Raw genomic sequence first — 25,887 nt, forward strand, 5'->3', positions numbered from 1 at the left:
AAAAGAGAACTTAACCATGGCAATGATGCAACAAAGTAGCACGGCTACCGGGGTCGGTGGCGAGCAGGAGAACTATCGTTTCGCGCTAGTCTCCCTGACTTCGCTGTTTTTCATGTGGGGCTTTATCACCTGTCTTAACGACATATTGATCCCCCACCTCAAGGCGGCGTTTTCGCTCAACTATGCCGAGGCGATGCTGATCCAGTTCTGCTTCTTCGGCGCCTACTTCCTGGTTTCTATGCCGGCCGGTAAGCTGGTGAGAGCCCTTGGCTATCAGAAAGGGATAGTGACAGGCTTGCTGATCGCGGCGCTGGGCTGCGCGCTCTTCTATCCTGCGGCGGCGCTGGCGACTTACGGGCTCTTCTTGGGCGCCTTGTTCGTGTTGGCCTCGGGGATCACCATACTCCAGGTGGCCGCGAACCCCTATGTTAACGCCCTGGGCAGCGTCGAAACCGCCTCTAGCCGTCTAAACCTGACCCAGGCCTTTAACGCCTTGGGCACCACGGTTGCGCCTTACTTTGGCGCTGTGCTAATTCTCTCGGTTGCCGTTGAAGCCAGCGAGACCCTGACCCAGGCACAGGCCGAGGCGGAAGTGGTTAAGCTGCCTTATCTGATCCTCGCCAGTGCCCTTGGTATTCTGGCGTTGGTCTTTGCCAAGCTGGATCTGCCGCAGATCAAAGAGCATTGTCAAAGCGGTGAGCAAGGCGAGCTGGTGCATAATGGCAAGACCAGCGCGCTGCAGTCTGTTCACCTGGTACTGGGCGCCGTGGGTATCTTCGTCTACGTGGGCGCCGAGGTCTCTATCGGTAGCTTCCTGGTTAACTTCCTGGCCCAGGATGACATTGCCGGACTCAGTGAGGCCAGCGCCGCGAGTTACATCACCTATTACTGGGGCGGTGCCATGGTGGGTCGCTTCATCGGTAGCGCCGTGATGCAGAAGGTGCCTGCCGGTACCGTACTTGGTTTCAACGCCCTGATGGCGGCGCTCTTGGTTGCGCTCGCCATGACCAGTACCGGTAACGTCGCCATGTGGGCAATTCTGGCGGTCGGCCTGTTTAACTCCATCATGTTCCCAACCATCTTCAGTCTGGCACTTAGGGATCTTGGCCCTCACACCTCACAAGGTTCTGGTGTGCTCTGCTTGGCCATCGTGGGCGGCGCGATCCTGCCGCTGCTGCAGGGTGTGCTTGCCGATAATATCGGTATCCAGCAGGCCTTCTTCCTGCCGATCATCTGTTACCTGTTTATTATGTTCTATGGCGTGAAAGGGTCTAAGCTTTAAGGCCTATTGCGTTTACAGTAATGCGATTAGTAAGAGGCAAGCAGCAATGCTTGCCTTTTTTATTGCCAGAATGGCCGCTAGCGCTTGCCTAATAGGGGCTTAACTCCTATGATCGCCAGCGATTTTTATTATCTAGGCTCTGCTACTTTAGGCTCTACTATGTTAAATGCGTCGCTATCTCCAAGTTCAACCGAATTAGTTATCAATGTGCTGGCCATGGTGCTGGAAGAGGGCAAACCGCTGGACAGAGCCTATTCCCATCACTTCTCTGGACTAAAGTTAGCACCGTCCGAGCAGGCACGCATCACCTATGTGACCGGCGATCTGCTGCGCCGTCTCAACTTCTACTGTCATCTGGCCGATATCTCAACCGATGAGATAACTCGTATGGGATCACGCCTGCTCAACGCCTGGCACATGGCTAACGAGCTGCCTATTCCTAAGTTGCAGTACACCCTGGCGATCGAAGAAGCCGATTTTAACCAGCGTTTAGCCGATGCCAAGCAGCAGGAAGCCCTGTTCGATGGCTGCCCCGAATGGCTCGATAACTTGGGCCAGCAGCAGTTGGGCGATGACTGGGCCAAGGAGCGTGCCGCGCTGGCACAGGCACCTAAGCGCTATCTGCGCGTCAATCCGCTCAAGACAGATCGTGAGGATCTGGCTAAGCGCCTGGCAAAGGAAGGGGTCGAGACTCGTGAGGTGCCGGGTGTGCCGAGCGCGCTCGAGGTTATCTCTGATTCGGCGCTGTTTCGCACCGAGAGTTTTAAGCAGGGGCTGTTTGAGCAGCAGGACGCAGGTTCTCAGCATGTCGCGGCGGCGGTAGGCGCAGAGCCCGGCATGCGAGTCATCGATGCCTGCGCCGGCGCAGGTGGTAAGACGCTAGCCATTGCGGCGCAGATGCAGGGTAAGGGACGCCTGTTGGCCATGGACGTTGAGCAGTGGAAACTGGACAACTTGAAGCAGCGAGCGCGCCGCGCCGGTGCCCATAACGTCGAGACCCGCATCATTGCCAGCAGCAAGACCATCAAGCGTCTTAAACTGAGCGCCGACAGGGTGCTGTTGGACGTGCCTTGTTCCGGCCTTGGGGTCCTCAAGCGTAATCCCGATGCCAAGTGGCGTGACACGCCGGAGCGCCTGCCGGTATTGGTCGAGCTGCAAAAGGAGATCCTGCAGAGCTATAGCCGCATGGTGAAGGTCGACGGCATCTTGATCTACGCCACTTGCTCTATCATGCCACAGGAGAATCGCCAGCAGGTCGATGCCTTCCTGGCTGCCAATCCGCACTTTAGCTTCATCGACGATGAAACAGTTAGCGTGGCCGACAGCGGCTTCGACGGCTTCTACTTGGCGCGTATGAAACGCACCGCGATCTCTGCTTAATCTGCATTCAGTGATCTAGGTCACAGGTGTCGGCTCAGGGCGTGGGTAACTGCGCAGTAAGCCGACACTTGCCTCCTTTCGGGCTACAACAGGCCCAACAAATAGTGATATCATCTCTCCTTTCAATCGCTGATCTTGGTCTATCTGCTTTTTTCTCGGACGATGTTATTACAAACGGCTGTACAAGAGTTTTCACATCAAGAAAGGTTTTCTGCGCTGCAAGCCCTGTTGGACGGTCGGCTGCTGGAGTGCCAGCGCCGCGCCCATATTATTCGTGGTGTCTTCGCGGGCGAGCCTAAGTTATCTTGCCAAGTCTCCCTTAACGATCAGGGTAAGGTGAGCGGTCGTTGTGACTGCGGTCAGCCACGCTGTCTGCATCAGGCGGCCTTGGTCATTGAGCAGGCGGCTCATAGCGCAGTTGAAGAGCAGGGACGTTCCAGACGCTCAGATACGGCGATTCGCCTGTTTCGCAGCGATCTCAAGGAGCGTTTCGATCCTTTCCCCACCATGGCGCGCCATCGCATCCTCTACCTGTTAGCACTGAGCGAGACAGGTTTGCAGCTCAAGGTGTTAAAAGGCTATCTCAACAAGAATGGCCGCTATCAGCTCAAGGGACCTTTAGGCTTCGACTTGCTGCAGAGCCAGCCTGTGCCCAAGTATGTCAGTCAGACAGATCTCAAGTTACTGCACCTACTCAGAGAGGTTGCGGGCGAGGTAACGGGTGAGACTTTTAGCTCCGAAACTAGCCCTAGCATTAGCCCTGACATTAGCCCCGAAACCAGCAGTGAAAATTTGCGTGCCGATAGCACTCAATCACAGCTACCCGAGTACCTAAGCCCTGCGGTGTCACGCCTGGATGCTCTGGCAGAGCAACAACAGGTGTCGCAGGCAGGAGCCTCGCTTGAGCAGGCGATCCTTATCGATCTCAAGTGTTCGCTCGCTAATGACGCCTTTGGCTCACAGCCTCTTTCTAGTGAACATTTAGCCGTACTCGACAGTGATTTTTATCGCCTGCTGTTTGCCAGCGGTCGCTGTTTCTTTGGCAAGGTGGCGGGGGAGCCGGTGCGTTTGGCGACTCACTATGATGAAGACTACCTGGATGAAAGCTTCATGCTGCCCCTTTGCCCCGGTGTCTGGCTAGATACCTGCTCGGGCACGGGGATAATCGATAAACGCGGTGACGTGCGGGTGAATCAAACCCTGTTAGAAGGCGCGGATCTGGACGGCGACTGGCTGCCAAGGCTAGAGATCGCCCGCGAGAGCCTGGAGCAACACTGGCACGAGCCTATGTTGTCGCCCATAGATGTCGCGAAATTTTCTATGGTTCATCGCGGTCGGCGTTATGACTTCGAGTCGCTGAGCTATCTCGGCGCGGGCCATAAGGCCTTCATGGCGCAATTTGCCAAATGCCAGCTGTTGCTCAATCCCTTGCCGCTACTCACCAGTCAATTCGAGCCAGCCGTGACTGAATCACTCGGCGAGGGCCTGCGTCTGGTACCGGGGGAGGCGAGTGAGCATGTGGTGTTGCTGCGCACGCTCTCGCTCAAGGGCTGGCAGATTGAACTGGTGGCCAAACAGCGTTTCGTTCAGGTGGCGGCTAATGCCTGGTATGGCGAGGTGAACAGCGCCGACAAGGATTGGTTCGAGCTTAGCCTGGGTGTCGAGGTTGAGGGTAAACGGGTTAATCTATTGCCTCTGCTGGTTAACCTGATTCGACAGGGCAAGTTAAGCCGGGATTTCACGACTAGCCCAGATCTAAACATCAGCCCGGCGCTAAACACCAGTGCTGCGCTTTCTGATAAACAGGGGAGCGAGCAGCCGCTACAGGAGGTGGCGCTGGAGCTAGAATCTGGCGCGATCCTGACCCTGCCGGCGGGCCGTGTCCAGCGCATACTTGCTGTGCTCGACGAGCTCTTTGCGCAGCAGCCGCTAAACGATCAGGAGAAGCTGGTGCTGGCACGGCATCACCTCGGGCGCATCCCGCTGCTCGATGATGCCTTGAGTCAATCTGAGCAGGCGCTGACCTGGTCGGGTGAAGCTAAGCTGAGGCAACATGCTAAGGCGCTCGGGCGTTATCTCAATGAGCAGCAGAGCAGGCGCGCAGATAGGCTAGGCACCATAGACTTTGTCGCACCCGATCGGCTCAACGCCGAGCTGCGCCCCTATCAGATAGAGGGGGTCGCCTGGCTACAATTTATCAAGCAACATGGTTTTGGCGCCATTCTGGCAGACGACATGGGCCTGGGTAAGACGCTGCAGACCCTTTGTAGCATCCTCTTGGATAAACAGGCAGGTGTGTGTAAGGCGCCCGTGCTGGTTGTTGCACCCACCAGTTTGCTCAGCAACTGGCAGCGGGAGATCGCCCAGTTTACGCCTAGCCTGACTAGTTTCGTCTGGAGCGGCCGTGCCCGCCATGATAACGAGCAGGCGCTGACCCATGTCGATGTGCTGATCACCAGCTATGGGATCCTAGCACAAGACGCCGAGCGGCTGACCAAGCTTAACTGGCATCAGGTGATTTTGGATGAGGCGCAGACCATCAAGAACAGTCGCAGCCGCATCACTAAGCTGGTGAACCGGCTGCAGACCCAGCATCGTCTCTGTCTCACGGGCACGCCGATGGAAAATCATCTTGGAGAGCTCTGGTCGCTGTTTCATTTCCTGATGCCGGGCTTTCTCGGCACGGCCACTCAATTTCAACGCCAGTTTAAACAGCCAATAGAGAAAGATCATTGCGACACCAGCCGCCAACGACTGGCTCAGCGTCTGGCGCCCTTTATGCTCAGGCGCACCAAGCGTCAGGTGGCGACCGAACTGCCGACCAAGACGGTGATCAACACCCTGATTGAGCTGAGCCAGAGTCAGTCGGATCTCTATGAGACCATACGCCTGACGGTAGCGGAGCAGGTGCAACTGGCGCTGCGGCAAACCGGCGCCAAGGCCAACCGCCTGATGATCAGCAATGCACTACTTAAGCTTCGCCAGGTCTGCTGTCATCCGTCGATGCTCAATCTGGCTCAGGCAGGCGAGCGCGCGCATCTTGCTGAGGCAAGCTCTGGCGGTGAAACAAGTCGAATGAATGCGGCCTACGATGGTGGCCAGGATGAGCTTAACGCCGAGTCTTCCAAGCTTGCCTGGCTGGAGAACAAGTTGCCGAGCATGATAGAAGATGGCCGCAACATACTGATCTTCTCATCATTTACCAGCATGCTGGATTTGATCGCCGAGCAGCTGGATCGCCAGCAGATAGGCTATGAGATGCTAACCGGGCGCAGTCGCCATAGGGATCGCATCATAGAGCGTTTTCGTCGCGGCGAGGTCAATGTGTTCCTCATCAGCCTCAAGGCTGGCGGCTCGGGACTAAACCTGACCGAGGCGGATGTGGTGATCCATGTGGATCCTTGGTGGAATCCGGCCGCCGAAGAGCAGGCCAGCGACAGGGCCTATCGCATCGGCCAGGATAAGCCGGTATTCGTTTATAAGCTTATCTGTCAGAACACGGTCGAGGAGCGCATTCAGCAGTTGCAGCAGAGCAAACAGGCTCTGGCCCAAAGCATGTATCAGACCGAGAGCCTCACGGCCGCGGAGATGGATAAGGATGATTGGCTGGCCCTGCTTCAACCCATCACAGAGTAGCCAATCGCAAATTGATAGAGGCCTCTTGCCCTAGATTATTCGCCCTGGATGGTGAGTAACAGGGTACGGCCCCCGGCGCGGTTGCGTGCCTCGCACAGGTAGATCCCTTGCCAGGTGCCTAGATTGAACTCGCCGTCGGTGATAGGTAGGGTAAGTTCCGCCCCCAGAATCGACGACTTCAGATGGGCCGGCATGTCGTCGTCCCCCTCATAGGTATGGGTGTAATAGGGCTCATTCTCCGGCACTAGACGGTTAAAGAAGCGCTCGAAGTCCTCCCGTACGCTAGGGTCGGCATTTTCGTTGAGGGTGAGTCCGGCCGAGGTATGCTGTAACAGTAGATGGGCGAGACCTATCTTAATCTTGCTAAGCTCTGGGGCGGCGCGATAGATCTCTTCGGTGATCAGGTGATACCCGCGTTGTTTCGGGGGCAGATTTATCTCGACTTGAATCCACATGATGATTTTTCCTACGCTGTTTTATCGCCAAATGTCGGCACTTTTTGTTATTTTGCTAAGAGTGCGCCAACTCCCTAAGCTTGTAAAGCCTGCCGTAGTGTCTGTTTTATAGGATTTGCCACTTAGTGTTTAAAGCGGCGATGATGAATAGAAAAATACAGGGATAGAAAACGTTAATGGTTAAGCAAAGACTGGAGCCAGTAGAGGGGCATACACAAGGTAAAGCTGTGAAACCAGCGCCGCTATTGTCAGCGTCGCTAACCTCGTCATCGTCGCCAGCGCCGTCAAAGCAAGCTTCCAAGATGCAACCTGAATTGCCAGTTTATTACTACCTTAATAATTTCAACACCATGCTCCAAGGTGTTCAGCACCGCTATGGCGATCTCCTCGATGAAGTCGAGCTTGGCTTCATCAACACTTTTTCGGCGTTAGGAGAGGATGCTCAGTGTCTGCTGGTGAGACTCATCTCGCGTAAGGGCCCCTGGTTCTGCCTGACTCAGCTTAGCTACATTGAAATCACAGATATCCCGGCGGCCATCTCGGAGCTGCACGCTCGCAAACTGATCGACTATGAACAGCCCGATACGAGCTGGCTAATGCAAAAGAGCACCAAGGCGGCGCTTATTAAGGCCTTGGTAGCGCAAGACTCCAGTCAATCAGAGCCTGTCAATCCAGAGGCTTCGAAACTCGATTCTACGGCGATTAAGCGGCTGAAGAAGAGCGAGCTTATCGAGTATGCCCAAGGCACGGGCCTATTGACGCGACTGCTTGCCGGTTTGGCACCTGAGCGGCATTGGTTCTGTCTGAGTCCCAAGGCCGTCTATCGACGCTTCGAGTTACTCTATTTTGAACGTATGAGTCAGTCCCTGAGTCAGTTTATCTTGGCCGATCTTGGTATTCATAATTTTGAAGGTTACTCGACGAGTATCGCCAGTCGCAGCTTCAATACGCGAGCGGAGATAGAAGGCTTGTATACGTTGTCTAGGCTATACCAGGAGTTTGAAGAGGGTGCGCTGAGCGGTAAGCACTGTGATATTGGTATCGAAAAATTTGATTCATTTTGTCAAAGACTCACCGAGCTGCCTGATTTCGCCAAAGAAGCTGGGAATGAAAAGCTACAGCGCATGACCCAGGGGCTCTGGTTAATGGCGGCGCGCCAATTAGAGCGTTTGGGTCATTTTGAGCGCGCCTTAGCTCTGTATGGAAACACCGAGAGACCGCCGAGCCGGGAGCGCCGGGCTCGCTGCCTGAATAAGCTCGGCCGTGATGATGAGGCGTTAGGGCTAGTTGAGCTGATGTTAGCGGAACCTTTGGAGGAGAGTGAACGTCTGGTCGCCAGGCGTTTGCAGAAAAGCCTTCATCGCAGCCTGGGACGGGAGGTGCCCAAGCCTTGGCAAGGGGAGTTTGATACCTTCAAACTTGAGTGTCAGCGCACAGTAAATGATGAGAGCCCAGAAGGCGAAGAGTCAAACGCCCTGCGCGTCGAGCAATGCGCCGCCAGACACTTGAGCACTGTGCAGGGGGATAAGCTGCGGCTTTGTGTCGAGGTAGAAAATCGCCTCTTCTGTAGCCTGTTTGGCCTAGCCTTCTGGGACATCATCTTCGCCGGTGTCGGCGGCGCCTTCGCTAATCCCTATCAGAGCAGGCCGAGCGACATGTACCAGAGTGAGTTCTACCCAAGGCGCAAACAAGCGATAGCGTCGAGACTCGAGGCATTGGCCTCGGGTGATACTAAGATGATTATGGAGCATTTTCTTCAAAAACGCGGCGTCACTAACGACTGGGTACACTGGCCCCTGTTTGAGAAGCAAAGCCTAGATCTGCTTGAGCTTGATCTACTTGGGCTCGATCTTACGAATAGTCGAGAAAACGATGAGATACCGCTTCTCCTGCAACTGGCACTACAGGCATTCAGCGGCGCCTTTCTGGCGAAACTATTTCGACATATGCTGTTCGATCTTCGCTATTACCGCGCGGGCTTTCCCGATCTTATCTGTTTTCATCTAACTGCTGAGCATCTAACTAATGAGCATCAAGCAACCGATGACGGGGCACCGAACCTCATTGATAGCAGAGTCACAGCAGAGCTTATCGAGGTGAAGGGCCCGGGAGATGCCCTAAGAGATAATCAGACAGTCTGGCTGGACTGGTTTAACCGAAACGGCGTTAAGGCCAGCGTCTGCTATCTCTCGTGGCTCAACTAACATTGAGTAGCCTAGACTAAAAAAGGGTGTTCGCTCAGGCGTTTTCATAATGCATACTCTTTCTTGCTAAGTCGTGATAACAGAATCTTTCTCTGTCCTAATACCATGATTTTTTGCTAACCTCGTTAATAAGATAGGAGACTTTTGATAGTAAAGTCCGCCCGGTACAAGCTATAGAGAAAGTGTTTAACCAGCAGTGAAGGATCAATGATGTCACGAGAACAGAAGATGCAAGGCGTTCTGCCGTCGGTAGAGGGGAGAACGAGATCCCCCATGATGGCCAAGCTTCTTTGGTTATCGATGGCAATGCTCGTTTGTCTGTCTATGGTGCTGCCGAGTCACGCTGCGCCGCGCTTGGATTTGAGCGCCAAGACACAAAGCGGCGAGCTGGTGTCACTCCAGGCCTATAAGGGTAAGGTGGTCTATGTGGATTTTTGGGCCTCCTGGTGCGCACCCTGTCGCGACTCTTTTCCCTGGATGGAGCTAATGCATCAGCGTTACGGCGATAAGGGGCTGGCGATCGTCGCGATCAATCTCGATGAAGAGAGTGAGATGGCAGGGCCATTTCTGGCCAACTTCAAAACCAGCTTCGATATCCTCTACGATCCCAAGGGGGAGGTGGCCGGTCACTTTAATCTGCAGGGGATGCCCAGCAGTTATCTGTTTGATGCCGATGGAAATCTGGTCAGCGAGCATCTGGGCTTCTTTAAGTCGAAGCAAGTTGCCGTCGAGCAGGAGATACAATCTTTGTTGAAGAAGAGGTCAGCCGATGCGAACTGATTTAACGCTGCTGATCATATTGGTAGGGCTGCTGTCTGGCTGCGCCAATCTCGGCGTAAAGCCCTGGGAGCGAGGGCAGTTTGCCCGGGAGGATATGCAGCTAGAGGCCGATGAGATGGATATGGCGATAGAAGATCATATCTATTTTAGTAAGGAGGGCACCAGCGGCGGCCGTACCCTTGCCGGCGGTGGTTGTGGTTGTAACTAGGTTGTTTTAAGAGCTAACCGGGAATAAGGAAGATCGCTTGAGCGACATGAAGGACAGGCCGACACCGAATCAACTCGGGACAGTAGAAAGCGCTTTGCTAAAAAGTGAATCGCTAAAAAGCGCCTCGGTAACAAGTGCCTCGCTAGAAAGCGAGTCTGTGATGGCGTCTCTGCTGATGGCCAGTAGCCTGTTACTCGGTGTCGGCGCGGCGGTAACCAGTGACAATGCACTTGCAGGCGAACAAGCCGCCGAGACGCGCGATAATACCGCTGAGCAAGAGGAACATGCGAACGATCCGCTCGCTGGCGCGACCATAGATGCGGCCCTGGTCTACTATCAGGAGCAGGACAGAGTCACGGCGGCAGAAGGGATCATCAACTATCGTCAGGCGCTGGATGACGCCAATATTATTCGCGGCAAAATAGCACTGGACGCCCTAACTGGCGCCTCGGCCAATGGCGCCGTGATCCAGGCAAGCCCCCAAAGCTTTACCCGGCCTTCGGGCACCGGCGTCTATCAGGCGAGAGCCGGAGAACTGCCGCTTGATGACACCTTCAAAGACACCCGCTTGCAGCTAAGCTCCAACTGGCAGCATCTCTTCTCTGCCAAGTGGCAGGCCAGTCTCGGCGGGTATCTCTCTCGCGAGTATGATTACACCTCACTCGGTGTCAATGCTGGGCTCCAGCACTCCTTCAATCAGAGCAATACACAGGTGTTTGCCGGCGCGGCCTACTATTTCGATATCGTCAATCCAGTGGGGGGACGGCCCGTTGGGATGAGTGAGATGGTGTTTCGTAAAGACTTTGCCAGCGAGGCCGAGTTCAGGCAGGCGTTCGATGACACCCGTTTTTATGACAGCGCCCTCAAGCGCACCTTAGATCTTAATGTCGGCATCACACAAACCCTGAATCGTCGCTGGCAGGCGCAGCTGAGTTATGGCCTCTCGGCCGTCAATGGCTATCTGAGCGATGCCTACAAGGTGGTTAGCCGGGTCGATAGTAGAGGGCAGGCCCTTGGCTATCACTATGAGCAGCGCCCCGACGAGCGACTCAAGTACAACCTCTATCTCATGACCAAGGGCGCCTTGGATAGCGGCACACTGACCTTTTCCTATCGTTACAGTAATGATGACTGGTCGCTGCAGGCCCATACCTTTGATGCCCGTTATCGCTACAACCTCAGCGGCGCCGCCTATTGGCAATGGCAGTTTAGGGTTTATTTGCAGGATGCGGCAGAGTTTTATCACCTCTATCTCACTGAGGGGGAGCCCTTGCCTGAGTTTGCCTCGGCGGATCATCGTCTGGGTAAGATGCAGACCTATACGATAGGCGTCAAATATGGCCAGAGGCTAGAGCGGGGCATGCTGGCCAGTGTGCGTTTGGCCTACTATCAGCAGCGCCCACAAAACCCGGGTGTCGAGCTGCCAGGTGAGCTCGCCAGTTTCGATCAGTTCCCGCGCCTCGATGCGATCGTGTTGCAATTTGGAATGCGATTTTGATCGCAATGGAGGAAGGTCTCAAACTGTCGCCGCTTGCTGATCTAGACAATCAGCTGGCGGCGATCTCGGATGAAAGCCAATACGATCGCTATAACCTTAAGGGTCTCAAAGGCGAGTTTATGGCCATGGCTAGCCGCTGTGAATTTCTCGCGCGCCCTAAGCAAGCAGATAGCAAGGCGCAAGGAGACAAGGCTAAAGGTAACAGGACTCAAGGTAACAAGATTGGCCGAGAGCGAATAACTCAGGCCTTTGAGCGCGCCATGGCCGAGGTTAAGCGCATCGAGGCTAAGTACAACCGCTTCAGCGAGAGTAGCGTATTAACTCAAATCAATCGCGGCGCCGGAGACTGGCAAGCGATCGACGAGGAAACCCTTGGGCTACTCAGGTTTGCCGAGCATTGTTATCAGTTAAGCCAGGGCTGTTTTGATGTAACCGCAGAGCCCCTATTGGCCCTCTGGCCATTCGGCGTTGGGGAAAATGAAACTCCGCCGAGTGATAGCCAGATAGAGGCGGCGCTTGAATGTGTCGGCTTCGAGCGGCTGATTATCGAGGAGCGGTGCCTCTTTCTACCCGATGGCATGGGGATAGATCTTGGCGGGATCGCCAAGGAGTACGCCGCCGACAAAGCCATGGCTATCATGACCAGCGCGCTGCCTGATCACGACCTGTTAGTGAATCTAGGCGGCGATATGCTTGCCTCGCCAGGCTGCGAGCGGCCCTGGCAGATAGGGATTGAAGATCCCCACAAGCTAGATACCCCCGCACGTGTGGTGACGCTGAAATCTGGCGCGCTGGCCACCAGTGGACACTCCCGGCGTTATCTACTGCACCAAGGTAAACGCTATGGCCATATCATAGACCCAGGCACTGGGTACCCCATCAAAGGTGCACCGCTATCGGTCAGTGTGTTTGCTCCTCAGTGTGTCGTCGCCGGCATGCTGGCGACCCTGGCCATGTTACAGGGGGAGGGAGCCGAAGACTTTCTATCTCGTCAGGGCGTCGTTCATCACATCATCCGTGGCTAGCTTTCAGGTATTTAAGGTGAGGCACCGAGTCAATATTCATGCACACTTCGCCCATTCTGGTGCTCGTTTATCCTGCATGACTCTGCTAGAGTGGTTATAAATCAATGACTTTAGTTTAGTAAGTCATCAATTATAGCTTCATTAAATATGCATGCGCGTTTTGCCAAATAGATGCGTAGGCGCGCTAATAAAATGTCAGGCTCAAGGTTACAGGGAGGAGCTATGTTTGAGAAAAACTATAAGCTCTTGGTCCAAGAAGGGCACCTCACAATGTCTAGCTTGCTAGGCGGTTTGAATTCTATACGTAATGCAAATATCGATGATGCTCATCGAGGGCTATTTTACTCAGGACTATTTGAACTGGCGACCGGGTTTGAAAGGCTTATGAAGATAGTTTTGTTACTTGATCATAAGATAAATAATCATTTTAAAAACCCAACAAATAACCAGCTCAAAGATTATGGTCACAACATCTTGGAGCTATACTCGAGCTGCCATAATTTGGCAAAATCATATGGGCTTGAGTCAAAAATGGAGCCAAATGAAGTTCAAAATGAAATGCTAGCCGTATTATCTAAATTTGCCAAAGGCTCAAGGTACTACAATCTTGATGAGTTGACATCGAATAACAAGAATGAAGATCCCATTAATCTATGGCTATCTGTCATTCAGTATCACATATGGGGGCTTAGGAGCGATGTTCGTGAGAAGATACAAATGGAAGCCCTTAGTATTAACAATGTCGATCAGTGGCAACAAAACATTAATGGTGAGTGGATAACTAGTTGTGAATTTTACTATCTACTTAAGGCTACTGAAAAAGCTAGCTATCATGTGATTTGGTCAATAATTAGCTTACTAAGACCTTTCTATTCATTGCTCAGAGAGCAGGTATATACACTTCACGAAATGTATAGTGACAGCACTTCAGGCGACAAGGAAGAGATACCTTATTTGTACGAATTCTTTGTTTTCTTCCTCAAAAGTAAGCATTCCGTACTTCGTAAAAAACAGTGGGCATTGGGGGCGTGAGCCTACCAATCGCCGCTTAAGTTTTGCTGGTTTTTATGTGGGTGTTAAGAGCCTTTTTCTGGATATCGTATGGTTAAACAACAGGTTTTTTACAAATATAAATCTCTTGATAATTTTGAATTTTTACTCGACTTAATTCTCAGGGAAAGGTTATATGCCGCTCAACATCATGAGTTAAATGATCCGATGGAGGGGGTTGTTAAGATTGACGGAACAATACCAAAGGATAAAGAACAAGAGTGGGATGAACTAATTAAAACTTTTCGTATAGTCTGCTTTAGTCGGGATAAAGATCATCCTTTAATGTGGTCTCATTATGCAAATGGAGCAAGAGGCTGTGTTGTTGAGTTTCAGTTAATGGATGACCAACAAGCACATAGAGTTTCATACCTCAAAAAGCCAGTTATTAATGAGCGCCATATTTCTAGAGAAAAGGCAGAAGAAATCCTCGTACATAAAGATAAACCATGGAAATATGAATCAGAGAGTCGCTGTTTACTTGGGGAGAATGAAATATTTCTACCTATTTACATAAAGTCTGTGACATTTGGAAGCAGAGCAGAAAAGTCTAAGGTAGATATGTTGCTACACATTTTGTCGCTTTGTAAGCCTGACTTGAAAGTCCATGTTATGGGTGAACAAGGTCTAGTCGATGACATAAAAGTCTCTATTGGAAATAAGCGAATCTTCTTGTGCGACAGAGTTAGGACTCAAGATTACTGTCCTCAATGTACAGAGATTAAAAGAAGCCAAGAAGACTATGTTTTAAAGCATCGAGGGTGGAAAGGCTCTTAAAAATCACATTAATTCGCTCACAGCAACATCTGAGTGCCTTAGCCCATAGAAATTTCTATCTCAAACTTACGCCAATAAAAAACGCCCCGTAGGGCGTTTTTTGCAGAACTTGCTAAGAACTTAGCCGACTTTAGAAGTTAGCCGACTTAGGCGCGCGTGGGAATGGGATCACGTCGCGGATGTTCGATACGCCTGTCACGTAAGAGACTAGACGCTCGAAGCCCAGACCGAAGCCTGAGTGTGGCACTGTGCCGTAGCGGCGCAGGTCACGATACCACCAGTAATCTTCCTTGCTCAGACCCATCTCGTCCAGACGGGTATCTAGCACGTCCAGACGCTCTTCACGCTGGGCACCACCGATGATCTCACCGATACCCGGTGCCAGTACGTCCATGGCCGCTACTGTCTTGCCATCTTCGTTGAGGCGCATGTAGAAGGCTTTGATATCTTTTGGATAGTTCTTCACGACCACAGGTGCCTTAAAGTGCTCTTCCGCCAGGTAGCGCTCATGCTCAGACTGCAGATCGATACCCCATTCGACGTCAAATTCGAACTTCTTGCCACAGGCCTTGAGGATCTCGATGGCGTCGGTGTAATCCACCTGAGCGAAATCGCTGTTGACGAAGTTTTCAAGGCGCTCGATAACCGTCTTGTCGACGCGCTGGGCGAAGAACTCGAGATCGTCACGGCGCTCGTTAAGCACGGCGCGGAAACAGTACTTCAGCATACGCTCGGCCAGACCGGCAACATCGTTCAGATCGGCGAAGGCCACTTCCGGCTCAACCATCCAGAACTCAGCCAGATGGCGGCTGGTGTTTGAGTTTTCGGCGCGGAAGGTCGGGCCGAAGGTATAGATCTTAGATAGTGCACAGGCGTAGGTTTCGCCGTTCAGCTGACCCGATACCGTCAGGAAAGATTCCTTACCGAAGAAGTCTTCGCTGAAATCGACCTTGCCATCGTCGGTGCGTGGCAGGTTTTCCAGATCCAATGTCGAGACGCGGAACATCTCACCGGCACCTTCACAGTCAGAAGCGGTGATCAGCGGGGTAGAGACCCAGATGAAGCCTTCTTCGTTGTAGAAGTTGTGGATCGCGTGAGACAGACAGTTACGTACGCGAGCGACCGCGCCGATGATGTTAGTACGAGGACGCAGGTGAGCCAGTTCGCGCAGATACTCGATAGAGTGACGCTTGGCCGCCATTGGATAGGTATCAGGATCTTCAACCCAACCTGTGACTTCAACCTTAGTCACCTGCATCTCAAACGCCTGGCCTTTACCTGGGCTTTCAACCAGTTCACCCGTCATCACGACAGAGCAACCGGCCGTGAGGCGTAAGATTTCGTCGTTATAATTGTCTAAGCTATTTGGCACAACGCCCTGAATGGGATCAAAACAGGAACCATCATATACGGCAAGAAAAGAGATGCCGGCCTTGGAATCTCGGCGAGTTCTTACCCAACCGCGTACGGTAACTTGCGAACCAACCGCAAAATCACCCTTAAATACAGAAGCGACAGATGCAATGCTCATTGTTGCTTAGTTCTCCAACGAAACGTTTTATTAAAAATTTTGGAGGTTTATATTACCTTGCTGGTGGCTTTTCTCAAGGGAAAAACAGCAGATAGATTGGCCTAAAGGCAAATAAAATGGGCATTTCAGCCAAGGCAGGCGTAGGCGCCATGAAAAAGCGGCCTTAATCTGCTGTTTATCCGTGAATGGTGTTAGGCTGGAAAGCTTGTTATGCTTAAAATATGGCCAGTTAATTCAGTGGGCTAAATGAAAAAAGTCAAAATTTTCCAGATTTTTTTAGGCACCTTGTCGATCTTAGGTTGGTCCTTGGCCGTGTACGCATTACTGCTATTTGGTGAGGCCAGACCGGATCGCGCCGTGGGCTACTTTCTCAGTAAAGGGGCTAGCGTGCGCCTTACCTGGGATCCCACCATCACCCTGAGGCTGGAGTATGTGATCTGGAGCTGCGCCGCCATCAGTTTGATCAACCTGGCCTTTAACTTCTATGTGGCCCACCACAGCCGCATGGGCTACTGGTTTAATATCCCGTTGCTCTTGCTAACCTCCACCGCGGCAGGTCTCTATCTTAAGTTTTTTGTCTAGTTCTTCGTCTAGGGCTTCAGCACATTTACTTTCGCTGTATTCACTGTATTCACTGTATTCACTGTATTCACTGTATTCATTGTTTGCTGGCGTATATACGCCAAGAGGCTTTCGTAGAGTGGGCTAGCTAGGGCTTAGCTCTTATTTGGAGTGGGCTTAGCTTTTTTTTGGAACGATCGGGTTTAGATCGATTGTTCATTGCCTATCTGGCGGCAGAGCCTGTCTATCATGGCGGCGGTGGCGCCCCAGATAAAATAATCGCCATAAGGGATGAAGTAGACGGGGTAATTCACGCCGCGGCGGGAAAACTGTTTCTGAATGCGATTGGCGGGATCTAGAAGGAAGCTTAAGGGCACGCTGAACAGCTCATCCACCTCGCCGGGATCTAACACAGGCTCGAAGGCTTCTCTTACCACACCTATGATGGGCGCGATGGCAAAGCCGGTGAAAGTGTTAAACATGGGGTATTGGCCCAGCACCTCGACATTGTCTCGCGGTAGGGCGATCTCCTCAAACGCCTCTCGCAGGGCGGTGTCGGCGTAACTGGCATCGCTCTCTTCGACCTTGCCGCCGGGGAAACTTATCTGTCCCGGATGGGCCCTGAGGTGAGTGGGCCGGCGAGTGAGCAACAGTTCCAGCTGACCACTAGCTTCTATCAGGGGAACGAGCACGGCGGCCTGTCGCAATGTGCGATGGATCTGCGGCCCTGTATCTGTGGGCAGTTGGTGCAGAGCGTAGCGCCGTTTAAACTCGTCCAGTGTCATATTTGCTCGTTAGTTACTCAGTATGGGGAACTTGTCAGTGACTCAGTATGGGGAGGATCTTACTCACCTTATCATAACTCTCCTGATATTCGGCATCGACCTGCGAGTCGGCCACAATGCCGCCACCCGCCCAGCAGTAGAGACGAGGTGGCTCGGCCACCAGGGTACGTATGGTGATGCTGGTGTCCATCTGCCTGTCTTGGCTGATATAGCCGATGGAGCCACAGTAGAGGCTGCGGCGCGACGGCTCCAGCTCTTCGATGATCTCCATGGCGCGGATCTTCGGCGCGCCAGTAATGGAGCCACCGGGAAACGCGGCTCTTAATAGATCGCAGGGGCTGTTGGGGGTAGCCAGCTTGGCAGTCACTGTGCTCACCAGATGGTGCACCGCCGGGAAGCTCTCGATGGCAAACAAGTGAGGCACCCGTACGCTGCCAGGGCTGGCCACCTTGCCGATATCGTTTCGCAGCAGATCCACGATCATCAGGTTTTCGGCGCGATCTTTCTCAGATGCCGCCAGGGCTTGGGCGGCGGCCTTATCGGCCTGGGCGTCGCTGGATCTCGCCATGGTGCCCTTGATCGGCTTGGTCTCTATGGCATCGCCCTTAAGCTTGATGAAGCGCTCGGGCGAGATGGAGAGGATGGCGTGATTTTCCAGGCGGATAAAGGCGGAGAAGGGCGCCTTGTTGCTAGCTCTGAGTTTCAGGTAGGCTTGCCACTCATCGCCGCGATACTCGGCCTCGAAGCGTTGAGTCAGGTTGATCTGATAGCAATCGCCGCTGTGCAGGTACTCCTGAACCCGATCAAACTTGTCTCTGTATTCGTCTTTAGTGATCTGTGGCTGCCAGTCACGGCTCAGGGCAAACTTCTCACCCTTGGCTTGTTCGCTTGACCGTGAATCTAGCCTCGCCTCTAAGTCGGCTAGCCGTTCTTTAAGCGCCTTTTTACCTCGATAGTGCGCCAGAGACCAGGTCTGACTCTGGTAGCAAAACAGCAGCGCCCAGTCATAGAGGCCGACATTCATCTCGGGAAGCGCGATATCCTTGGCCGTGGTGGCGGGGAGCTTCTCGATGCGTCTGCCCAGATCATAGCTAAAGGTGCCCAGTGCGCCGCCGCTGAAGGGCAGCTCACAGGCATGCTGAGTCGGGAAATAGCTGGCTATTGCCGCCTGAAGTATCGAAAAGGGAGCGTCCTGGCTAGTTTCATCACTGTTTTTAGGGTTGTTTTTCCCAGTAGCGGTCGCCGCAGTGGGACGCAGATGCCTGGTTTGGGTCACGCCATCCTGGCTGGTGATGGTGGCCAGAGGATCGAAGCTGATGATGTCGTACCGGGCGTCAATATGATTGGCGCCGGCGGAGTCCAGCAGTATGGCCCAGGGCAGGTGAGCGAAGCAGTCAAATACCTCAATGGTGGAGAGTTGCCAGTCTAACTTTTGCACTGCAACGCCTTGAGTCGACGAAAAATCCATCGATAACCCTTATCTAAAATGTGATGTTCCCCTAAAAGTCGCGAAAGAGTATCATATTGTGAACGGATTCAAAAAAAATACGCGACCCTGCAAAAGGGCGGTGAATAACCAAAACGTGAGTAAGGAAATGTCTGTGACTATAGAACAGCCCATCATCAAGCAAGCGGACCTCATCGAGAGTGTCGCCGACGCACTACAATATATCTCCTATTACCACTCTAAAGATTTCGTTGACGCCATGGCCGAGGCCTATGAGCGCGAAGAGAGTGCGGCGGCAAAAGATGCTATCGCGCAGATCTTGATCAACTCTCGTATGTCCGCCGAAGGCAAGCGCCCGCTGTGCCAAGACACAGGTATCGTGACCTGTTTCGTTAAGATCGGTATGGGCGTCAAGTGGGACAAGACAGACATGACAGTGCAGCAGATGGTGGATGAAGGGGTAAGACGCGCCTACACCAACCCAGATAACCCGCTGCGCGCCTCTATCGTTGCCGATCCTGCCGGTGGCCGTAAGAACACTAAAGACAACACTCCATCTGTGGTACACGTCGAGATGGTGCCGGGTAACCATGTTGAAGTCGCCATCGCCGCCAAGGGCGGTGGATCGGAAAACAAGTCTAAGATGGTGATGCTTAACCCATCAGACGATATCGCCGAGTGGGTCGAGAAGACACTACCGACTATGGGCGCCGGCTGGTGTCCACCAGGTATGCTGGGTATAGGTATCGGCGGCACCGCCGAGAAGGCGGCCGTGATGGCCAAAGAGGCCCTGATGGATCCTGTCGACATTCACGAACTACATGCTAAGGGCGCCGAAACCGCCGAAGAGAAGTTGCGTCTGGATATCTTCGAGCGCGCTAACAAGCTAGGCATAGGTGCCCAGGGCCTTGGTGGCCTGACTACCGTGCTGGATATCAAGATCAAATCGGCGCCAACCCACGCAGCCTCTAAGCCTGTGGTGATGATCCCTAACTGCGCGGCGACCCGCCACGTGCACTTCCACCTAGATGGTTCAGGCCCAGCCGAGCTGGAGACGCCTAAGCTGGAAGATTGGCCAGAGATCACCCGCGAAGCGGGCGAGGGCGTACGCCGCGTGGATCTTAATACCGTTACCCAAGCTGACATCGAGCAGTGGAAGAGCGGTGACGTGTTGCTGTTAAACGGTAAGATGTTGACCGGTCGTGACGCGGCGCACAAGCGCATTCAAACCCTTATCGAGAGTGGTGAAGGCCTGCCAGAAGGGGTCGATTTCACCGGTAAGTTTATCTACTATGTTGGCCCAGTCGATCCTGTGGGTGATGAAGTGGTTGGCCCAGCGGGTCCAACGACGGCGACCCGTATGGATAAGTTCACCGATCTGATGCTGGATAAGACAGGTCTGATGGGTATGATAGGTAAGGCTGAGCGTGGCCCGGCTACCGTCGAGTCTATCAAGAAGCACAAGGCGGTTTACCTTATGGCCGTGGGCGGCGCCGCTTACCTGGTGTCTAAGGCGATCAAGAAGTCACGGGTCGTGGCCTTCGAAGACTTAGGTATGGAAGCCATCTACGAGTTCGACGTGACCGATATGCCGGTGACCGTTGCCGTAGACAGCGAAGGGGTCAATGCTCACGAAACCGGCCCTGCCACCTGGCGTGTCAAACTTGCCTAACCCAGAGTAAAGCATGAAGAAGTGGGTGGGTTTTAGGTGAGTCAGACGACTTGCTTAACCCCCCATTTTTGTTTAGTGTCTGTTGCGTATTTTGGCGACACTTTTTGGCTTTAGGCGCCTTTTCTTAGCATTAAGCATTGTCGCCTTGCCGTTCAACCATAAAGATGACTATAACAATGAAAAAAACTGCAATCATACTTGCCTTGGCGACAGCCGGTCTGGTGTCTGGTGCTCACGCCGCAGCACCAGAGCCTTTTAAGGTACAACACCTCGTTAAAATGAATAAGCTGCATTCCAGTGCTCTGTCTAATGACGGCACTAAAATCGTGTATGCAGTTAAAAAATTTGATGATAAGGGTGAGGCACAATCTGACCTTTATCTTCAGTCGCTGACCGATGGCAAGGTAAAACGCCTGACCTCGGCCAAAGGCACTGAGCATAGCGTTGCCTTTAGCGCAGACGATAAGAAGATCTACTTCCTGGCGGCGCGCGATGGCAGCTCACAGCTGTATGAGCTGGCACTCGATGGCGGCGAAGCGGTTAAGATCTCTAATCTGCCGCTGGACGTTGAAGGCTTTAAGCTGTCTCAAGATGGCGCTCAGGTCGTGATGAACATGCGCGTCTACCCTGAGTGTGACACCTTGCAGTGCACCGCCGACAAGCGTGAGCAGGAAGCCGAGAGTAAATCTACCGGCCGCGAATACAAGCAGCTGATGGTACGTCACTGGGATACCTGGGGCGATCACAGCCGTAGCCACCTGTTTGTGGCAAAACTTGATGGCAAGATGATCGACACTGCCGTGGATGTGACTAAAGGCCTGGATACCGAAACTCCGCCGCTGCCATTTTCTGGCATGGAAGAGGTGACCTTTACCCCAGACGGTAAGTATGTGGTCTACAGCGCCAAGGCGCCGAGCAAGTCACAGGCTTGGGAAACCAACTACGACCTGTGGCAGGTCTCCGTCCTGGGCGGTGAGGCGAAAAACCTGACTGAGAGCAACAAGGCGTGGGACGCCCAGCCAACCTTCTCTGCCGACGGCCGTTACCTGGCGTATCTTGCCATGAGCAAGCCTGGCTTCGAGGCGGATCGTTACCGCGTCATGCTGCGTGACACTGTGACCGGCCAAGAGAAAGAAGTGGCGCCGCTGTGGGATCGCAGCCCAAGCTCGCTGACCTTCGGTGCAGATAACCGCACTATATATGTGACGGCGCAGGATCTGGGCCAGGTGAGCATCTTCGAGGTCAACACTCAGTTTGGTGACGTGAAGACGCTGCACAACGACGGCAGCAATAGCATCCTGGGTGTGACCGGCGACAAGATCGTCTTCAACCACAAGAGTCTGGTTGAGCCGGGCGATCTCTATACCATGTCTCTCGACGGTCAGAATGTAAATCGCCTGACCGAAGTGAACAAGGATAACCTAGCCAAGATCAAGTTTGGTGAGTTTGAACAGTTCAGCTTCAAGGGCTGGAACAACGAAGAGGTCTATGGTTACTGGATCAAGCCTGCTAACTACAAGCAAGGTAAGAAGTATCCTGTTGCCTTCTTGGTACACGGTGGCCCACAAGGCTCATTCGGTAACTCATTCAGCAGCCGCTGGAACGCGCAGCTATGGGCGGGTGCCGGTTACGGCGTGGTGATGATCGATTTCCACGGTTCTACCGGTTATGGTCAGGCCTTTACCGACTCTATCTCTAAGGACTGGGGCGGCAAGCCGCTGGAAGATCTGCAGAAAGGTTTGGCTGCGGTGACGGCTCAGCAGAAGTGGCTAGATGGCGATCGCGCCTGCGCCCTGGGTGGTTCATACGGCGGCTACATGATGAACTGGATCCAAGGTAACTGGAACGACGGCTTCAAGTGTCTGGTTAACCACGCGGGTCTGTTCGACATGCGCTCTATGTACTATGTGACCGAAGAGCTGTGGTTCCCTGAGTATGAATTCGGTGGCACCTACCAGGACAACAAGGAACTGTTCGAGAAGTTTAACCCGGTTAACTATGTCGATAACTGGCAGACGCCTATGCTGGTGATCCATGGTGAGAAAGACTTCCGTGTGCCTTACGGACAGGGCCTGGCGGCGTTCAGCTTCATGCAGCGCAAAGGGATCCCATCTGAATTGCTTATCTACCCAGATGAGAACCATTGGATCCTTAACCCAGACAACCTAGAGCAATGGTACGCCAACGTACTGGGCTGGATGGATCGCTGGACCAAGAAGTAAACCGAGATAGACGTTCGCAAGATGCGGGTGATAATTTAGTCACCCGATCATAGAAAATAAAAAGCCAGAACTCAGTTCTGGCTTTTTTGTGGGCGTTTTTTGTATGCGATTAGCTTGCCCTAGTCTAGTTCACATGCGCTTCTAGAGAAAAGCGGGTAGGGTGAGCAATCGTTTGCCTGTATCGCGCTCTCATTCAACAAATTTGCACATGCCTAGTCCGAGAGGTTCCCCTGTTCTGGGGCTGTAGCCAAATCGAGAGTAAAACGCCTCCTTACCGCAGGCAGCCAACAGCCCAATGGTGGCGCCGGGCAGGGCGGTATCTGCAAGAAAACTCTCTATCTCTTGCATAATTGATCTGCCTACACCTTGGTTTTGATACTCGGGTGAGATCACTATGTCTTGCAGATAAAAATACATAGCGCCATCGCCCACAATACGGCCGTAACCCACAAGCTTTGAATCGATATGGGCGCAAACGTGAAAAAGCGAGTTATTCAGGCTTTGTTGAACCAGTCCAGGCTCGGGGTTCGTCCAGCCAACTGCAGTTCGCAAAGTCATGAACTCTTCGAGATCAGGTGCCTGGTTGCTTATTCTCACTTCCATCTTTCTCCTTATGGTGTTTCCTCATCTTGCTAAAGATTTATCTGGTTGATTCATTTTATGATATTTTGTCAAACGCATTTGTAATGGGTATTTAATAGACTTAGCCCCACGACAACTAATAGCCAGTGAACATCTAATTTTCAAAGACAGTCGCGTACGATGCAGATATATACATCATCTGGGAGGCGAATCGCTTTTGCACGTTCCATTCGAACAATCAAAACAGTGGGCCTGCAGATTTCTTTTAATAGTACACCTAGTGTCAGGAGAGTTAGTCAAGATGAAAGGTAAATGTCTGTGTGGAGGTGTCGAATTTTATATAAGCGGACCTCTTCCTCATTTCTATCAGTGCCATTGTTCTTTATGTCGAAAGTTGTCTGCTTCCTCGTCAGATACCGCCACATTTCTTAATAAAGCGCAATTTACATGGATTAAAGGTGAGTCCCTTGTTAATTCATACATCACTGAAACCGGTTATCGTTCCGATTTCTGTAGCAAGTGCGGCAGTACAGTCCCTCACCTGATGAGTAATAAAAAGCAGTATTGGATCCCAGCCGGATTACTCGATGATGCTAAAGATAGCCGTGTCGTTGCGCATCTTTTTGTTGAGTCTAAAGCCAATTGGGACATTATTGGTGACAGCGGAGCACAATTTGAAGAGATGCCCGACATGGAAACCCTTAATAACGCATTGCAAAGATCAAATTGACGATCACTATCGGTACGTAATTCCTTAGGAAGCCCCTGTTAATTTGAGCGATTTATCTCCATTGGCCGCAACTTCCGATAAGCCCTGAAAAGTCTATGTCGCTTTCCAAAGCGGTCGGTCGAGATACGCAGCCAACAGTTTAGCGCTGGCTTCTATCTCTAACTCGCTGCCGTGATCCATCACATTGGCTCGCTCACCATTGCGAAAGACCAGATTAAGCTCATAGCTGCGGTACGATCGATTGTTAGAACGTATAGATTCACTGATGAGCTGCAACGCATGGATGTCGCTGAGTCGTCCCTGACGACTGGCATCACCTCTTTTAGAGCCATCGTAGCTTTTGCCGCAAAAATAGGTGCCTAAGGTTTTATCGAAGGTCATGTGCTTCTTGCTGGACAGCATCAAGAGACTAACCCCGATGAATAGGGCGCCGAGTATCGCCATGGCGCTGCCACCACCAGATTCGCCTTCGAGAAACAGGGTGGGACTGACGATGAAAAATATTCCTAAACCGGGTAGCAAAAACATCGAATATAAAATGAGGGCCGTTACGGAGTGCTTAATGACAATTCGGCCTTTGGTCTCGACCATATCTTGTGTCTTAAAGTTTGCGCCGCCAGATTTCAGCGGATCCCAGCTGGTCTTTTCGGCAACGGGGTCATCCGTATCAGCTAATTTCAATTCGAACTTGTTGATTCTTATGTCCTTAATGGCGCTCATGGGCGTTTCCTTCTATGGCATTACTCCATAAGGGAAAGAGTGTAATGCTATGGGAGTATTGAGTTTGAATCTCAGTGACGGCTTCAGTTATGACTTGTCATCTTCTATGCGGTTAGCGGCTTCTCAAGTGATAGTCATTACAAGCGACGATCATCACAAGCAACAAGCTTCACACTCATAGCGAGTAAGCAAAGGATCCTTTTCATGTGGCATCCCTATCATCTATCACCTCCTAAGAAGTGCGCACCTTGCTCGGCTGACCTAGCTAGCTTTGTTAGCAATTTTTAGTGGGGATAATTCATTTTTACAATAACTTATCACCGTCTTTGGCTGGTTGCCAATAGGTTGACATGGGGAGAAGATGGAAGATTTGCTGAGCGAGACTGCAGGTGGGCTGCTTGTTGTGAATTAGAGTACGAGATTCGATGCCGCTCGGCGCCCAATTTCCTTATACTTATATCTAAAGGGAATTCAGGCGCTGTAGCCTAGATACTGTAATGCTTAGTGCCCCGGCATGCCGTCGTTGATGCGATACCAGGAGGTGAGGCTGTATCTGTCGTGATGGGACAGTGACACCTCATGGGGAAAGAGTTCGCTTAAGAAGATCACCATGGTGCCGGATCTGGGCTCGACCAGCTGGAAGGGGGTCGTTTCGTCACCTTGGTACATGAGTAATTCACCGCCATGGCTGGGTTGCCAGTCGGGGTTGAGGTAGAGAATGCTGGTGAGCTTGCGGTTGGTCTGGCCCCGAAAGGCATCCAGGTGTCGCTTATAGAAGGCGCCTGGGGCGTAGTAGGCCAGCATGGCTTCTTGATCGAACAGGCCCAGATAGAGATAACGGTTCACCGCCAGGCGCAGTTGCTCTGACCAGGTGAAATAGTCCCGGGTAAAGTCCATCGACTCGTTGAGCCAGCAGATCTTGTCGCGGCGTATGGTCTCGACAACCTGTTGGTCTTGGGCACGGCCGATTGCCGCGGCCTTAAAGTCTTCCTCGGCAAGCTCTGTGATCCCATCGAGTAGCTGCTGCAGCATGCTAGGTGGGAAGACATTATGCAGCACCGCATAGCCAAGGGTGGCAAGCTGGTCGCATATGTCGGCAAACAGCATATCGTCGAGTGCTGGAGCGGATGTTAGTTCTAATTTTGCGGTCAATGGCTTAGGTTTTTATAGAGGCGGTGAAGCCTTATAGTCCTAAGCGATGAGCCTGGCTAACTAATAATTTTTGTGGTTAGGATAAAAAGCTTTTTATTTAGTTTTTATCTAATAATAACAATTATCTATATTTCTATTTGGACTAAGTATGAAATAAAAAAAGGTGCCACATGGGCACCTTTTAAGCTTA

The 25,887-nt window shown here is 52.4% G+C and carries 21 protein-coding genes; 14 read left to right on the forward strand and 7 right to left on the reverse strand.

From position 1 onward, the window contains the following. Nucleotides 1-16: 16 nt before the first annotated feature. The 3 genes from L1D43_RS07095 (at nt 17) to L1D43_RS07105 (ending at nt 6,298) form a co-directional block, all read left to right on the forward strand. A complete protein-coding gene (locus L1D43_RS07095; RefSeq protein ID WP_239850473.1) occupies nt 17-1,282 on the forward strand; it encodes a sugar MFS transporter in 1,266 nt (421 codons plus the stop codon). A gap of 159 nt (nt 1,283-1,441) precedes the next feature. Continuing rightward, nucleotides 1,442-2,662, forward strand: coding sequence for an RsmB/NOP family class I SAM-dependent RNA methyltransferase (locus tag L1D43_RS07100; protein ID WP_239850474.1), 1,221 nt, complete (start codon nt 1,442-1,444; stop codon nt 2,660-2,662). Nucleotides 2,663-2,824: 162 nt separating this feature from the next. Next, nucleotides 2,825-6,298: a DEAD/DEAH box helicase gene (locus tag L1D43_RS07105; RefSeq protein ID WP_239850475.1), complete on the forward strand. Its 3,474-nt coding sequence runs from the start codon at nt 2,825-2,827 to the stop codon at nt 6,296-6,298. 35 nt (nt 6,299-6,333) lie between these two features. On the opposite strand, the gene L1D43_RS07110 is transcribed toward L1D43_RS07105, so the two are convergent. Then, entirely contained in the window at nt 6,334-6,753 is a 420-nt protein-coding gene (locus L1D43_RS07110; RefSeq protein ID WP_041511324.1) for a secondary thiamine-phosphate synthase enzyme YjbQ, read from the reverse strand. Between the two features lie 302 nt (nt 6,754-7,055). On the opposite strand from L1D43_RS07110, the gene L1D43_RS07115 reads away from it, so the two are divergent. The 7 genes from L1D43_RS07115 to L1D43_RS07145 all read left to right on the forward strand — a co-directional run bounded on the left by L1D43_RS07115 (nt 7,056) and on the right by L1D43_RS07145 (nt 14,295). Next, nucleotides 7,056-8,957: a VRR-NUC domain-containing protein gene (locus L1D43_RS07115; RefSeq protein WP_239850476.1), complete on the forward strand. Its 1,902-nt coding sequence runs from the start codon at nt 7,056-7,058 to the stop codon at nt 8,955-8,957. A 210-nt stretch (nt 8,958-9,167) separates the two neighbouring features. Beyond that, complete coding sequence (locus tag L1D43_RS07120) at nt 9,168-9,737, forward strand: TlpA disulfide reductase family protein (RefSeq protein ID WP_239850477.1); 570 nt, start codon at nt 9,168-9,170, stop codon at nt 9,735-9,737. Next, nucleotides 9,727-9,945 (forward strand): DUF4266 domain-containing protein, encoded by a 219-nt coding sequence (locus tag L1D43_RS07125; RefSeq protein WP_239850478.1) that lies wholly within the window; start codon nt 9,727-9,729, stop codon nt 9,943-9,945. Before L1D43_RS07120 ends, L1D43_RS07125 begins: the two co-directional genes overlap by 11 nt. Nucleotides 9,946-9,991: 46 nt before the next feature. Then, entirely contained in the window at nt 9,992-11,443 is a 1,452-nt protein-coding gene (locus tag L1D43_RS07130) for a DUF3570 domain-containing protein (RefSeq protein WP_239851079.1), read from the forward strand. A gap of 5 nt (nt 11,444-11,448) precedes the next feature. Further along, the gene (locus tag L1D43_RS07135) at nt 11,449-12,468 is read left to right on the forward strand and encodes an FAD:protein FMN transferase (RefSeq protein ID WP_239851084.1); all 1,020 of its coding nucleotides are present in this window, start codon (nt 11,449-11,451) and stop codon (nt 12,466-12,468) included. A 222-nt stretch (nt 12,469-12,690) separates the two neighbouring features. Further along, nucleotides 12,691-13,500, forward strand: coding sequence for a hypothetical protein (locus L1D43_RS07140; protein ID WP_239850479.1), 810 nt, complete (start codon nt 12,691-12,693; stop codon nt 13,498-13,500). A gap of 69 nt (nt 13,501-13,569) precedes the next feature. Further along, nucleotides 13,570-14,295 (forward strand): DUF2971 domain-containing protein, encoded by a 726-nt coding sequence (locus L1D43_RS07145; protein WP_239850480.1) that lies wholly within the window; start codon nt 13,570-13,572, stop codon nt 14,293-14,295. 130 nt (nt 14,296-14,425) lie between these two features. Here the strand turns inward: L1D43_RS07145 and asnS are convergent, their stop codons facing one another. Beyond that, nucleotides 14,426-15,826 carry an asparagine--tRNA ligase gene (gene asnS, locus L1D43_RS07150; RefSeq protein ID WP_239850481.1) on the reverse strand — a complete coding sequence of 467 codons (1,401 nt, stop codon included), beginning with the start codon at nt 15,824-15,826 and terminating at the stop codon, nt 14,426-14,428. Nucleotides 15,827-16,072: 246 nt separating this feature from the next. Between asnS and L1D43_RS07155 the strand changes: the two genes are divergently transcribed. After that, nucleotides 16,073-16,408: a hypothetical protein gene (locus L1D43_RS07155; protein WP_011865699.1), complete on the forward strand. Its 336-nt coding sequence runs from the start codon at nt 16,073-16,075 to the stop codon at nt 16,406-16,408. 182 nt (nt 16,409-16,590) lie between these two features. On the opposite strand, the gene L1D43_RS07160 is transcribed toward L1D43_RS07155, so the two are convergent. Both L1D43_RS07160 and pabB read right to left on the reverse strand, forming a co-directional pair. Next, nucleotides 16,591-17,172, reverse strand: coding sequence for a CoA pyrophosphatase (locus tag L1D43_RS07160; protein ID WP_239850482.1), 582 nt, complete (start codon nt 17,170-17,172; stop codon nt 16,591-16,593). A gap of 34 nt (nt 17,173-17,206) precedes the next feature. Further along, the gene (gene pabB, locus L1D43_RS07165; protein ID WP_239850483.1) at nt 17,207-18,640 is read right to left on the reverse strand and encodes an aminodeoxychorismate synthase component I; all 1,434 of its coding nucleotides are present in this window, start codon (nt 18,638-18,640) and stop codon (nt 17,207-17,209) included. A 127-nt stretch (nt 18,641-18,767) separates the two neighbouring features. On the opposite strand from pabB, the gene L1D43_RS07170 reads away from it, so the two are divergent. Both L1D43_RS07170 and L1D43_RS07175 read left to right on the forward strand, forming a co-directional pair. Then, nucleotides 18,768-20,291: a fumarate hydratase gene (locus L1D43_RS07170; protein WP_239850484.1), complete on the forward strand. Its 1,524-nt coding sequence runs from the start codon at nt 18,768-18,770 to the stop codon at nt 20,289-20,291. 176 nt (nt 20,292-20,467) lie between these two features. Beyond that, nucleotides 20,468-22,513 (forward strand): S9 family peptidase, encoded by a 2,046-nt coding sequence (locus L1D43_RS07175; protein ID WP_239850485.1) that lies wholly within the window; start codon nt 20,468-20,470, stop codon nt 22,511-22,513. A gap of 189 nt (nt 22,514-22,702) precedes the next feature. On the opposite strand, the gene L1D43_RS07180 is transcribed toward L1D43_RS07175, so the two are convergent. After that, a complete protein-coding gene (locus L1D43_RS07180) occupies nt 22,703-23,116 on the reverse strand; it encodes a GNAT family N-acetyltransferase (protein ID WP_239850486.1) in 414 nt (137 codons plus the stop codon). A gap of 280 nt (nt 23,117-23,396) precedes the next feature. Here L1D43_RS07180 and L1D43_RS07185 point away from each other — a divergent pair, with 280 nt between their 5' ends. Beyond that, the gene (locus L1D43_RS07185) at nt 23,397-23,825 is read left to right on the forward strand and encodes a GFA family protein (protein WP_239850487.1); all 429 of its coding nucleotides are present in this window, start codon (nt 23,397-23,399) and stop codon (nt 23,823-23,825) included. Nucleotides 23,826-23,918: 93 nt separating this feature from the next. On the opposite strand, the gene L1D43_RS07190 is transcribed toward L1D43_RS07185, so the two are convergent. Together L1D43_RS07190 and L1D43_RS07195 are read right to left on the reverse strand one after the other, a co-directional pair. Next, entirely contained in the window at nt 23,919-24,545 is a 627-nt protein-coding gene (locus L1D43_RS07190; RefSeq protein WP_239850488.1) for a hypothetical protein, read from the reverse strand. Nucleotides 24,546-25,046: 501 nt separating this feature from the next. Continuing rightward, nucleotides 25,047-25,697 (reverse strand): 2OG-Fe(II) oxygenase, encoded by a 651-nt coding sequence (locus L1D43_RS07195; RefSeq protein WP_239850489.1) that lies wholly within the window; start codon nt 25,695-25,697, stop codon nt 25,047-25,049. Nucleotides 25,698-25,887 lie beyond the last annotated feature (190 nt).

Origin of the sequence: Shewanella sp. Isolate8 (assembly GCF_022398495.1) — a bacterium.
Taxonomy (GTDB): domain Bacteria; phylum Pseudomonadota; class Gammaproteobacteria; order Enterobacterales; family Shewanellaceae; genus Shewanella; species Shewanella aquimarina.